General features: G+C 39.1%; 12 protein-coding genes and 1 pseudogene. All 13 read left to right on the top strand.

Annotated elements, in window-relative coordinates:
• Nucleotides 1-166 precede the first annotated feature (166 nt).
• The 13 genes and pseudogenes from EDF78_RS15380 to mobC all read left to right on the top strand — a co-directional run bounded on the left by EDF78_RS15380 (nucleotide 167) and on the right by mobC (nucleotide 13,209).
• Nucleotides 167-1,354, top strand: a complete 1,188-nt coding sequence (locus EDF78_RS15380) for an acetyl-CoA C-acetyltransferase (RefSeq protein WP_133823413.1) — start codon at nucleotides 167-169, stop codon at nucleotides 1,352-1,354.
• Nucleotides 1,355-1,377: 23 nt separating this feature from the next.
• Nucleotides 1,378-2,118 carry an acetoacetyl-CoA reductase gene (gene phbB / locus EDF78_RS15375; RefSeq protein WP_133823412.1) on the top strand — a complete coding sequence of 247 codons (741 nt, stop codon included), beginning with the start codon at nucleotides 1,378-1,380 and terminating at the stop codon, nucleotides 2,116-2,118.
• Between the two features lie 36 nt (nucleotides 2,119-2,154).
• Nucleotides 2,155-3,147 (top strand): 3-oxoacyl-ACP synthase, encoded by a 993-nt coding sequence (locus EDF78_RS15370; protein ID WP_133823411.1) that lies wholly within the window; start codon nucleotides 2,155-2,157, stop codon nucleotides 3,145-3,147.
• Nucleotides 3,148-3,170: 23 nt separating this feature from the next.
• Nucleotides 3,171-4,949: an indolepyruvate ferredoxin oxidoreductase subunit alpha gene (locus tag EDF78_RS15365; RefSeq protein WP_133823410.1), complete on the top strand. Its 1,779-nt coding sequence runs from the start codon at nucleotides 3,171-3,173 to the stop codon at nucleotides 4,947-4,949.
• Nucleotides 4,933-5,535: a 2-oxoacid:acceptor oxidoreductase family protein gene (locus EDF78_RS15360; protein ID WP_133823409.1), complete on the top strand. Its 603-nt coding sequence runs from the start codon at nucleotides 4,933-4,935 to the stop codon at nucleotides 5,533-5,535. Before EDF78_RS15365 ends, EDF78_RS15360 begins: the two co-directional genes overlap by 17 nt.
• A gap of 27 nt (nucleotides 5,536-5,562) precedes the next feature.
• Nucleotides 5,563-6,789, top strand: coding sequence for a multidrug effflux MFS transporter (locus tag EDF78_RS15355; protein ID WP_133823408.1), 1,227 nt, complete (start codon nucleotides 5,563-5,565; stop codon nucleotides 6,787-6,789).
• Nucleotides 6,782-7,498 carry an acetolactate decarboxylase gene (locus tag EDF78_RS15350; protein WP_166654462.1) on the top strand — a complete coding sequence of 239 codons (717 nt, stop codon included), beginning with the start codon at nucleotides 6,782-6,784 and terminating at the stop codon, nucleotides 7,496-7,498. Before EDF78_RS15355 ends, EDF78_RS15350 begins: the two co-directional genes overlap by 8 nt.
• Before the next feature lie 16 nt (nucleotides 7,499-7,514).
• A complete protein-coding gene (locus EDF78_RS15345) occupies nucleotides 7,515-8,258 on the top strand; it encodes an acetolactate decarboxylase (RefSeq protein WP_050917468.1) in 744 nt (247 codons plus the stop codon).
• A gap of 224 nt (nucleotides 8,259-8,482) precedes the next feature.
• Complete coding sequence (locus EDF78_RS15340) at nucleotides 8,483-9,283, top strand: LuxR C-terminal-related transcriptional regulator (RefSeq protein WP_133823406.1); 801 nt, start codon at nucleotides 8,483-8,485, stop codon at nucleotides 9,281-9,283.
• Nucleotides 9,284-9,351: 68 nt separating this feature from the next.
• Nucleotides 9,352-9,614 (top strand): annotated as a pseudogene (locus EDF78_RS25815) (conjugal transfer protein).
• An 18-nt stretch (nucleotides 9,615-9,632) separates the two neighbouring features.
• Entirely contained in the window at nucleotides 9,633-9,938 is a 306-nt protein-coding gene (locus EDF78_RS15330) for a hypothetical protein (protein ID WP_133823405.1), read from the top strand.
• Nucleotides 9,939-10,577: 639 nt separating this feature from the next.
• Nucleotides 10,578-12,452 carry a type IV secretion system DNA-binding domain-containing protein gene (locus tag EDF78_RS15325; protein ID WP_133823404.1) on the top strand — a complete coding sequence of 625 codons (1,875 nt, stop codon included), beginning with the start codon at nucleotides 10,578-10,580 and terminating at the stop codon, nucleotides 12,450-12,452.
• A gap of 10 nt (nucleotides 12,453-12,462) precedes the next feature.
• Nucleotides 12,463-13,209 carry a MobC family replication-relaxation protein gene (gene mobC / locus EDF78_RS15320; RefSeq protein ID WP_133823403.1) on the top strand — a complete coding sequence of 249 codons (747 nt, stop codon included), beginning with the start codon at nucleotides 12,463-12,465 and terminating at the stop codon, nucleotides 13,207-13,209.
• The last annotated feature ends 89 nt before the right edge of the window (nucleotides 13,210-13,298 follow it).

The raw sequence follows: 13,298 nt of genomic DNA, 5'->3' as shown, positions 1-13,298 counted from the left end.
ACAAAGAACAAAGTTACATGTTGCGGATGTTAATGGAAAAAAATAATTTATCACAAATAATTAACTTAAACGGGTGAGAAAAATCACCCCAAAAAATGTTAAGGAGTGATGAAGTCAAATTTTCAATGGAGTAAAACAAATGAAATAATAAATTATTGGAGACTGTATGGCTAACGATGTTGTTATTGTATCAGCGGCAAGAACTGCTATTGGTTCTTTTGGGGGAAGTCTATCAAACTTTCCAGCAATTGACTTAGGGGCAGAAGTAATAAAGGGGCTAGTTGATAGAGTCAAAATATCTAAAGAAATTATTCAAGAAGTTGTTATGGGGAATGTCCTCACCGCAGGACTTGGACAAAACCCCGCCCGACAGGCAGCATTGAAAGCTGGACTACCTATTGAAACCTGTGCCTATACCATTAATGAAGTATGTGGTTCAGGTTTAAAAGCAATAGCGTTAGCATACGATGATATTAAATGCGGCAATGCCGATATTGTCATCGCCGGTGGTCAAGAAAATATGGACATGGCCGCTAGAATTCTGTCAGGTTCTCGTACAGGGAAAAGAATTGGCGACTTAAAACTAATTGACACACTTATTAACGATGGATTAAGTGATGCATATAGTAAATGTCATATGGGTGTAACCGCCGAAAATATAGCAAATCACTTTCATATAACAAGAGATGAACAAGACGAGTTTTCTTATGGTTCCCAACAAAAATGTCGAAAAGCTGTTGATGAAGGGAAATTTATTAATGAAATTGTTCCATTATTTTTGGAAAATAATGTTACAGATACAGTTTTTGATAAAGATGAGTTTCCAAGGCCAAATACGACACTAGAAAAACTTCATTCTTTAAAACCAGCATTTGATAAAAATGGCACCGTCACAGCAGGAAATTCGACTGGTATAAACAATGGGGCATCAGCAGTAATTTTAATGTCTGAAAAAAAAGCCAGTGAATTAATGTTGAATCCTATGGTTAGAATCATCGCCTGGGCAGAAGTAGGGGTTGAACCTAGTTTAATGGGGACTGGGCCAATAGAAGCATCTCTAAAAGTGCTTAAAAAAGCAAATTTAAAAATAGAAGATTTAGATTTAATAGAAGTCAATGAAGCTTTTGCAGCACAGGTGATTTGTATAAACAGAAAATTAGGGTGGGACGTTGAGAAAGTAAATGTCAATGGCGGTTCAATAGCATTAGGCCATCCAATTGGTGCTTCCGGTGCAAGGATCCTTACGACATTAATTTTCGAGATGATAAGAAGAAAATCTCATTATGGATTAGCAACATTATGTATTGGTGGAGGGATGGGAATCGCAATGATTGTCGAAAATATTAATAGTTAAATCTTATATTAATCGAGGTGGGCATGAAAGGAAAAATAGCTTTAGTTACTGGAGGAACCCGAGGCATCGGCTCTTCTATAGCTAAAATGCTACATAATGAAGGATTGAAAGTTATTGTTATATCAAAAAATAAATCATTGGGTGAAAAATGGATAAATGATTCTCATGCAGAAGGATATGATGATTTAATATATTTCCAATGTGATATAAATGACTATACCTCATGTAATAGCCTCATTTCACAAATAATCAATGAATATGGCTCTATAGATGTATTGATTAATAATGCAGGCATTACAAGGGATAGAACATTTAAAAAAATGTCCATTGAAGACTGGTCAATTGTATTAACAACAAATTTAGTTAGCCTATTTAACATCACTCAACCAATTGTAAGTAAGATGATAGAGAGTAAATATGGAAGAATAGTTAACATTTCGTCGGTTAATGCAGAAAAAGGACAGTTTGGTCAAACTAATTATTGCGCGGCTAAAGCTGGAGTTGTAGGTTTTACCAAAGCATTAGCATTAGAACTAGCAAGCAGCGGAATCACAGTAAATGTTGTATCCCCAGGATATACTGAGACCGATATGGTATTGGGGAAAATACCAACGACCACTCTGGGAAATATTTTAAAAGAAATACCAATTAAAAGACTCCTAAAACCTACTGAAATAGCCGAAGTTGTACGCCTACTGATACAAGAGGATTCTACCTACATCACGGGAGCAAATTTCAACATTAATGGGGGTTATTATATGTAGCAGGTGTTATTGAAAACCATTAAGGAGTTAATAATCATGAGCTGTGGAATTACAAGTATCGGGCTATATATACCCCCTCAAACAATAACATCATCCCAAATATCTAAAGAAACTGGGATTCCTGAAAGCATATTGATAAATAAATATGGAATTAGTAAAAAGCGAAGAGCTCGCAGTCATGAAACAAGTTATTTTATGGGAATTAAAGCGGCTGAAGATGCTTTGAAAAAATCCGAAATAACCGCTACAGACTTGGATGTAATAATTTGGGTCGGGAGCCAGAATACCGAGAAGTTTATGTGGGTTACGGCGATTAGTTTAGCTTCGGATCTAGGTGCTGATAATGCCTGGGCATTTGATATGACCGCTTTATGTGGATCAATGCTGGCAGGGATATCCATTGCAAAATCATTATTAGATTCGCACCAAGAGTACAGCAACATTCTTCTTGTTGGAGGATGTAGAGACATAGATTATTTAGATACAAACAACCCAAACACACACTTTCTATTAGATTTAAGTTCTGGGGCAGCGTCAGTTTTAATTAGCAATGAAAATTGTAGCAACACTATATTAGGGGATAGTTTCAAATGTGATGGCTCTCTATCTAATATGTGCTATGCAACGCGAGAAACAAAAAAAACACATGGCAATCGTGACATGCAAATAAGATTTCTCATGAATGATTCTGAGAAATTCAAAAACACGTTGAACATGACATCAATAAATAACTTTGAAACTGTAATAAAAAATGCATTGAAAAAATCCAATATGACTCCGAGTGATATTGACTATCTTGCAATTTTGCATATCAAGAGGTCAGCACATGAAGAAATATTAAAAAGAATAAACTTGGAAAATTCAAAATCATTATACCTGTCAAACTTTGGCCACATGGAGCAATTTGATCCCATTTTGTCATTATTTTTAGCAGAATCAAAAGGTTTAATTAATAAAGGAAGTAATGTGGTATTGGTTAGTGCTGGCCTTGGGTTTATTTGGGGAGCAATTGTAATCTATTATAAATAATTTAATAAAATATCGAGGCTCATATGAATAAAATATTTACTGCAAATGATGCTGTAGCAAGAGGCGCGTTTGAGTCAGGTGTTAAGGTCGCTACTGGTTATCCTGGTACACCATCAACATCAATCATCGATGATATTATGAGGGATTATAAAGATATTTATTGCGAATGGTCTGTAAATGAGAAGGTAGCATTAGAAGTCGCAATGGGGGCATCATTTTCTGGTGCTAGAAGTTTAGCGGTAATGAAGACCGTTGGTTTAAACGTAGCTCACGATGCCTTGATCTCAGCAGCACAATCACAGATAAACGGGGGCCTTGTTATTGTAGTTGCTGACGATGTCGGAAGAATAACCGATGATTATAATGATTGCCGTTATTACGGTAGAAGCGCCGGCGTTCCGATATTGGAACCAAGTGATAGTTTAGATGCACTAAAATTGACAAAACTTGCATTTAAATTAAGTGAATTATACAGTCTCCCTGTGATAATCAGACTTACTACTGTTACGTGTAAAACTAGTTCGCTTGTAAATATAGATGAAAACTATCAATATTCAGCGAGCAAAAACTTGAAATTTAAAAGTAGCTGCTATGCCGTATTAACCACTACAACGATCATGGGAATGAAAAACAGTGATAATCCGAAAGTTACAAGATTCAATAATGATTTTGTTCATTCGATGGATAGATTGACAGACAATTTATCAAATAATAGCAACATCAACCCTATTGAGTTAAAAGATAAAAAAATTGGTTTTATAACATCTGGCGCATCATACCTCTACTTGAAAGAAACGTTACCTGATGCCTCCATACTTAAACTTGGCGCTATACACCCCCTACCCATAGGATTGATAAAAAAAATATCCACCTATGTGGATAAATTATATGTAATTGAAGATGGGCAATCTGTCATCGAAAAAGAAATAAGATCCATGGGCATTAACATTGCTAAAGACGTTGATCTCAAAAAATTCCCAGATTTCACATTCTTCACCCCGGAAATAATAAAAAGCAAATTCCTAGTGAATAATATCGTTGCACAACCATTGCAAGACATTCCATTTAGGCTGCCAATGAATTGCGCTGGCTGCTCTCATCTGTTTGTATATTATATACTGAAAAAATATCACCTTAAGGCAACTACAGATGTAACTTGTGGCGGGTTAGGTATTTTTCCACACATCAATGCATTCACTAATGCTAAACATATGGGAAGTTCTATCGGAATAGCGCACGGTTTCAATTGCGCTAATGATGATAAAGAGAACTATATAGCCGTTATAGGGGATGGAGGTTTTTGGGCTACAGGTATAAATGGTTTAATAAATCTTACTTTCAATAAGGGTAATACAAAAGTAATCATCGTCGATAATCAATGTATCGCAATGACTGGTGGCCAGGATGTCCCATCCTCCAGACCTGAATATTCATCGTCACTCGATATAAAAGAGACTTGTCATGCTTTAGGCATTCAAGATGTAATAGAAGTCGATCCTTATAAAATTGATGATTTTGAAAAAGACGTAATTTCCTCACTCAATAGAGATGGGAACGGGGTAATTATCGTCAAAAAAGAATGCCTAGTTAAGTTCAGACCAGAAGTAAAAGGACAGTGTACAATAGATAACGAAGCCTGTTTGAAATGCAAAGCTTGTCTTCAAATCAGTTGTCCCGCTCTGGAAATATTAAAAGATAATGGTGAAGAGAAGATACATATTGATCCTGGTCTGTGCGTGGGATGTAAATTATGTCAAACAAACTGTAAAAATGGGGCAATAAATTATGAATCAATTCAATAAACTAAATATAATATTTTGTGGTATTGGTGGCCAAGGTATTGTCTCGCTTGCTAAACTAACTCATAAAATACTATTTATTGAAGGGTATGAAGTTAAATGCTTCGATGTCATGGGATTAGGGCAAAGAGGAGGAAGTGTTTCTTCTCATCTTCGGTTCTCTAAAGAAAAAATCTTATCACCTTTAATACCCGTAGGTCAGGTTGATTATCTAGTCGGCCTTGAACAAACAGAAGTACTGAGAAACATACATTATTTATCAACTGATGGATACTTAGTTGCGAGCGATTACAAGTTAACTTCGCCTAGCGTCAATGCTGGCTTGGAACGTGATACCCCTTACACCGTGAATGATGTATGTGCCACCAAAAAAATAAAAAAAACAATTTTTTATAAAAATATTCTAGAGAGTGAAAACATAAGTTACGTGAATCTTAATTTTTCCTTATTGTCTATATTATTATGCTTGCTAGATTATGATTTAGAGTCTGCAAAAGAGACTATAAAGACAATCATTCCACAAAATAGGATCCAAGAAAATATTCTTGCTTTTGAAAAAGGAATAGATTACTTCAAAAAGCAAGCCTAAGTTGAATCATATAACCCGGAGTTAGAAATGGAGCTTATGAAAGATCGATATTCATCTGTGACAATGTACCAAATAAAAACACTTATATTTGCAATTCCATTTTTAATGGGATTAGGAATTGATTTATATGTTCCCTCATTACCTGCAATAGCAAACTCATTTAACTCACCGAAAACTGCGGTACAACTATCTATTGCAACATATATGTTTGGCTATGGGATCGGTCAGTTTTTTTTAGGTATAATTTCCGATTCTTTAGGGAGACGATTAATTCTTAAAATTTGCAGCATAGTTTTTGTCTTATCAAGTTTACTTTGCATTTTTTTATCTCCATCAATTTACTGGTTAAATTTTTGGCGATTTATTCAAGGATTAAGTATTGCCGGACTTGCTGTTGTTGCGCGCGCTATGATTGTTGATGTCTTTTCTGGAAAAGATTTATTTAAATTTACGAATTACTTTGGGCTATGTTGGTCACTCGGCCCAATAATAGGCCCTAATATTGGCGGATATTTACAAAATTATTTTAACTGGCAAGCTAATTTCCTTTTCTTTGCTGTTTATGGTCTCGTTCTGGCCTTTGTATCTTTCAATAGATTCCCTGAGACCAATAATAATTTAAAAAAAATAGGTGAATCATTCAACACGGACAATATAAAAACAGTAGCTTTAGATAATCGCTTCTTGATTTATTGTTTTATAGGTGGTGTCGGGTATGGGGTTATTGTACTTTTTAATGTTGTGGGCCCATTTTTATTACAAAAAAAGTACTTAATTACTCCTATCCAATATGGGCACTATGCTCTATTGCTCGGGTTTGCATATTTTTTGGGTTCATTAACAAATAAAAAACTAGTTGACACACATAAAAATGGTGACATTTTGATGTTAGGGCTTAGTGCATGTGTTGCAATCAGCATTACATTTTCATTATGGTCACAATATTATGTCTCTTCTTTAAAAATCATCATTAGCGGTCTCTTCCTTATTTTCTTTTTCATAGGATTTATTGTCCCAAATACTTTAGCTAACTCAATGAAAATTTTCCCATCAAGAGCCGGCACTGCAAGTTCAATTTTCGGTACGCTAACAGGAGTCATAGTTTCGGTAATATCGTCTGTAGGCTCCGCCACCATATTACTGACGGCAAGCTCACTTTTCTTTAATTACATTTTTTACTTCCTCATTTCTCTTTTTCTTTTTTTAATAATAAAGATTAGATTTATTTCAATGAATGGAGATAACAATGAATAGAGAAGTATTTCAATTATCCATCTATGGAGCAACTTTTGTTGGCCTGCTGGATGGTGTTTTAGATTTAGCACAAATTAAAAAGTATGGCGATTTTGGAATTGGTGCAATAGAAAGATTAGAGGGCGAGCTAACTCTTTCTAATGGTATTTTTTATCACGCAAATTCTGACGGCGACATTCAAACTCCTGAACCACATTTTAAAACTCCAAAGATGACAGTGACGAAATATATTGCTGACAGAAAATTCACTATTGATGAAGAAATTACTTATCCAACTTTTAAAAAAATCCTGATGGGAAAACTACCTTCTTTAAATTACATATATGCAATTAGAGTAAAGGCAACTTATAAATGGGTGAAATTAATGTCTTATCCAAAACAGGTGAAACCTTATCCAACAATTGATGTAATCTCTGGTAACAAGATAATTAATACAATTAATAATATAGAAGGGAGCATGATCGGATTTTATACACCTTTACCACTAGTAGATTTATGTGGCCCTAGTTTACATTTTCATTTCTTTGATAGTGAACATAAGTTTGGAGGACATATTGTTGATTTTTGTTTTTCTGGCATCACAGTCGAATATCAATATAAAAACACGTTAAACATTCAACTTCCTGATAATGATGATTTTCATAAAAGTAATCTAGATGGAGTAAAAGAACAACTTGATAAAATAATTTCTTCTTTAGCTAACTCATAAGAAAATCGGAGGCAACATGCTTAATTCAAATGAAATTGATAGTTACACTCAAATATCCACAAGCCAAACATTGTGCAGCGGTTTGTTAGAAACCAATTTCAAAGTCAAAGACTTATTGAATTACGGTGATTTTGGATTTGGCGCTACGGCAGGAATGCAGCATAATATAATGATCTTGGATGGGGAAATAATATCCCCGACACTTGATTTTATTGATGAACATGTAGCTATTAGTTTTATATCACACTTTACACTAGATGGTAACTTACAGATAAATAATGCGATGGGCATTAAGGAACTGCGCAATAAAATTAAAGATAATTTCAATTCAACAAATATCATCAATTTAGTTAAAATTAAAGGTAATTTCGATTTTGTGAAAACTTCTTCATTTCCTAAGTTTTCAAGGCCATACCCTGTAATCACAGCTGACATTGTTAATCGATCAGTTAATAGCTGCCATTATTCAACATCAGGTACCCTACTGGCTTTCTGGCTTCCTGAATTTTGCAAATGCATTAATGCAGGAGCAGGAGGATTGCACATTCATTATATAAGTAATGATAAAATGATTTGCGGACATGTTTTGGATTGCAATATTTCGTCAGGAACTGCTGAGTTTTCATCCAAGCACACAATATCATTAAAACTACCTGAAAGCTCTGAATTTCAAAACCTAGAGTTAGGAAGTAATGATGAACTTATCGATAATAGAATAGAAGCCTGGGCCAAAGATGGTGTTGGTGGTAAAGAGCTTTGAGGATCTATATGAATACGGACATTGAAAATTCATTCTCTCGTGAAAAGTACTTTCACCCTCCATAATAATTATTTGTGATCCTTATATAATTTATTAGCATATAGAAATGTTTATTGTAACTTATTGAATTTATTGCATTTAAGTTGACATTTTTTTCGCCCTTGCTTTTAAAGGCTTAATGGTATTAATGTAAAGGAAATATATTGAACAATGTTAGGTATATAATGAATTACATACAGTTAAAGAATGGTTATTCATCTCTAGAAGTATCTGATGACAGGCCCAAGCTGCAGCTTTCGGATATGGAAACTCAGAACACTCTTAAAAGAAACAATCATCTAATTCAAAGTACGAAATCATTCTTAATTCATGTTCTTGACAACATTTTGGTAGAAGATAAATTCATTATTTTAAGTGACGAGACAGGAGCAATAATTAATATAATTAGTGACACCCCTATCATGCAACGTTTTTTTGAATGCGGCTTCAAATTGGGCACTAAAATGACTATCGATTCAATAGGAGAAAACGCTCTTGCTCGCTCACTAATAAGTAAAAATATAAATATATCCAGACCTGACCAACATCAAATCAATTTTTTAAAACAATGGACTGAAATTGGAACGCCAATTATTGTAAATGATGACATTGTAGGTGCAATTTCCATATACATAAAATTTGAAGAAGATATATCACACTGTAACCTAGTCATTGATTTAATATCAAGATACATTTCAGCTCTATTAGAAAAAGAAAGTTTATCTAAATATAAAACTGACAAAACCCGTTTTTTTGGATACCTGATATTAAACAATGAGTTCGGATTGACACCTAAGGAAATACAAATTTTATACGAATTATTTCGTGGTGAAAAGTTATCTTCGCTGCCAAAAAAATTATTCGTATCGACTAATACTATAAAAACGCATTTAAAAAACATTTATAGCAAATTAAATGTAAAAGGATATAAGGAATGTTTATCTCTGATTGATGGTGTAATCATGGATAAATTACGAAACTCATAGTAACCGTTTACCATAAAGGCTAATTATTAAATATATTATCGATCTCTTATCTATTATTTATCTGCGTTATGGCGTCATATTCAACTTCCGTCATGGCCGCTGATGCCTGTGAAGTTGTATTATGCATGTACGGTAAAGCAACCGGGAACAATGGGGGCAATGAATTCTATTCTGCTGAACGCGCATTCTTTAATATCTTCAAAAAGACCAAGCACAGTTTTCTTCCGAGCATACTGCCGATATCATAAAATCCTCTTTAATTGAATGTGATCCGGCAAACCCGGCAATTATCAGCAAGATTATCAATAAATTTTGCCGCATGCGTGGTTAATTAACGGAGGTTATCTTTATGACCAAACCGGGTTTTATTCAGCATCCCTGGACACGTCAGCGCGGAGATTCCATGCGCGCAGCCCGTGTTATTGAGCACATTGAAAATGAGGCAATGCACGGATGCGGCCTTTATTATGAAATTTATCACTATCGCGTTGTCTGCCGGTTATTGCAGTTGCTGCAAACGCTGAACGCCAGCGACAGAATAACGCTGACAGAGGAAGCTAACCGGCGTGGGTTTACGCTGGATGAAATCAGCATTAAAGAAAGTCGTCAGTGTTATTCCAACATCATCAGGGAAATCCGCGAGAGCCACTATTAATCCCTGCCTTAATTTTATTCGCAGGTCCCCTATAGCGCCAAAATATTTCAGCCGAGTCCGGCTTGAGGCGTGGCGGTTTTCAGGTTTTTACGGCCCAGCACATTTTTCGCGGATTAAGGCGTGAAGAAATGGGGCCGTAAAAATGAGGCAGCGGACAGAACTATTTTCGCGGGTTAAGGAGCGAAAATAGTTCAGGCACCGCGCCTCACCGGCAAACAGCCGCGCCCACGCGGATTTTGCAGGCCGGGGGGAGCCGAATAAATTTCGCCGCCCCAGCGAGCGGAAAGCTGTCGCCCACGACAGCGGTTTATTTGGGGGGCATCGCCCCGCACACCGTCGCAGCTAAGTCTCCGGCCAAAAGCCGGTCGCGCGTAGCGGGCGACGGTGTGCCGCCGTTGACGTCGGGGGTTTTGGCGCGGCGTCCAGCCGCGACATTACCCCCATGTGACATTACATAAGGGCGTCCAGCCCGCATGTACTGGCGCAGGCCGTTTCGAGCAGGGAAGCATGCTTTCCGGCACATGGCCGCATAGCGGCCACCTTCTTTACCCCATACGCTCGCCCCACCTTTTCGCCCGACACCGTGGGGCGAACTGATGGGGCGATGTCATGGGGCGAACCGCTGACGAAGGAGGCATCGTGATTTTGAATAAGCTGACGGTTTCACTGTCGCCGATAGTGAATGGCGCGCTGAGCTTCATTGGTTTTATGCAACAGCATCAGCTGATGCTGGCGCTGTTATCCGGGCTGATGATGCCGTTTTTCGCGTCAATGAAAAGCGATGAACGGCAAAAAGCCCCGTTGTGGCAAAAGCTGATTATTGCTTTCTCCATGGTCTGTTTTCTTTGCGGTACGATGGGGCCGGTTGTTATCTGGATTTTCCAGTGGCTTTATCGGGGCCGTGTTATCGCCAGCATTCCCGTTCTGGCATGGCCGGTGCTGATTACCTTTACCGTAACAGGTTTTATTTTCCATATTCTGCTGCGCAGGGTATTAACCCCTGAGTTAGACAACATAAAGAAACGCCTCGTCAGGAAAACCACGCTTGAACGGGAATTGCGCACCGATGTCCGCACGGTGAAATCCCTGCTGCCGGAAACACTGCATTATGACCCACTGGATTATATCGACCTGAACAACGGGTTATTTATCGGCATTGACCGCGATAAACAACCGATGTACCTGCCGTTAAAAGACTGGCAAAAACAACACGCGGATATTATCGGGACCACCGGAGCCGGTAAAGGCGTTGCTACCGGGATATTGCTTTATCAAAGCATTCTGGCCGGTGAAGGCGTATTTGTTATGGACCCCAAGGATGATGAATGGGCACCCCACCTTTACCGCAAGGCCTGTGAGGATGCCGGCAAACCTTTTGCCTTAATTGACCTGCGAAAACCCCAATACCAGTTAAACCTGATTGAAGAGATCACCGCCGAGGAACTGGAAGAGCTTTTTGTTGCCGGGTTCAGCCTGGCAGAAAAAGGTCAGGAGTCGGACTTTTACCGCATTGACGACCGGAAAGCGGCCCGGATAGCAGCACAATTTGTCACCCGTAATACTGCCTCAACCATCCGGGATGTTTATAACGGAGACTACGTTCAGGGTATTGCAGATAAGATAAAAGCCTTCTTCGGGAAAATTGAAGAGCTGGCCTTACTCAATGCCATCAATGCGCCGACAGGATTTTCGCTTAATACGATATTTGAGGAAGGCGGTTGCTGCTATGTGATTGGCTCAATGCGCAACAGCAAAATCATTACCGCCCAGCGCATGCTGCTGGTTCGCCTGTACCAGCTGGCAGAAAGGCGCGAGCGAGTGAGAGACGTGCCCCGCCCCATTGCTATTTATCTTTCCGAACTGAAATACCATTTATCCAGGCCCGCGCTGGAAGGTTTAGGCGCCGCACGCGATAAAGGCGTGCATATTATTATGGACCATCAGTCGATTGCCGATTTAAAAGACTGTCCGGCAGATTTGAAAGGCGACGCCGTTGTCGGCGCGGTCGTTGAAAATGCCAAATTCAAACTGGTTTATCGGGTCATGGACCCGGACACCGCTGAATGGGTAGCCAGAATGTCAGGCACTATATTAGTCGACGATGAGGTCCGCAAAGCGAAAACCGATGCCGTGCTGACAGAGACTATCGACAGTGAACGCACCATCAGGCAGGCCGAGCGTTTCTTTACCGACAGCAATATGATCCTGAACCTACCCGATTTTGTCAGCTTCATCTTCACGACAAAAACTCTCCCGGCTGCTTCTCTGATTTCGCCCATCAGGGTGAAAAAACGCGAACTGGAGATCTGTGCCGTGTCGCCCGCGATTGCCGCCAACACCGCAACGGTAAATATCACCCTGGATTTTAACGAGGAGGAAACTTCCCCCGGACCCGCATCAAAGACGGATATCACCACAACGCGACCCGATCTTTTTTTTGATAATACGGACGAAGAAGACACAACAACACCGAGCGCCGATAAAGAGGAAAACCCATCATTGTTGGATTTTTAAAGGGGGAATGATGCTGATAACCGCATATAGCGAACGCCAGACGCGACACCGCGAAAAAATACAACGACTGCTGAATTTCCTGAAAGAAGAAACGTACAGTGATTTTAAAACGCTGATGCTGCTGTTTGGCTTCAGGGATCATAAATCGCTGTATTCCCTGCTTTCAAAAGTCGAGGGTATGGGCTTAATACAAAAGCACATCCTGGTATCGCGCACGATGAAAATTTCATTATGGGGCATAACCAGTGACGGACTGGCCGTTGTGTTAACCCCAAACGATGCGCTTTTCCCGGCACGGTTTGAGCCTTCAAAAATCACCGGCTGGACGCTGGAACATCACCTTGATAATCAGACCGCCCGTATCATCCTTGAGCAAAAAGGCGCATCCGGATGGATAAACGGCGATCGCACAACCTTCCTCAGCCGTTATCAGGTCAGTCACCGCCCTGACGGGCTGATTACCCTGCCCGGCGGCACCGTGATCGCCATTGAGACCGAGCGTCGCCTGAAAACCAGAGCCCGTTACCAGTCGATCATCGCCAGCCATTTGCTGGCCCGGACCCGGAAGAACTGGATTTACGTTTTTTATATCGTGCCGGACCCGCAGAAAAAGCGCGGTCTTGAACGGCTATTTGACAGCATTAGGCACGTGATTGTTAACCATCAGCACATCCCGTTGGAAACCCGCCACCGAAATGTCTTCCGCATCTATACGATCGACGAGCTACACCGCCTTGATGTAGGCAGCTATATATAGTTCTTCTGTATTACCAACTTCCCCAACCCGCCCACCAGCAACGTAACGACCGGAAGTAATGCCCTTCCGAAATACTCCCCCAAAATCAG

The organism is Rahnella sp. BIGb0236 (assembly GCF_004364755.1).
GTDB lineage: Bacteria > Pseudomonadota > Gammaproteobacteria > Enterobacterales > Enterobacteriaceae > Rahnella > Rahnella victoriana.
Note: the sequence above shows the minus strand (reverse complement) of the source record. Positions and strands in the feature narration are given on the sequence as shown.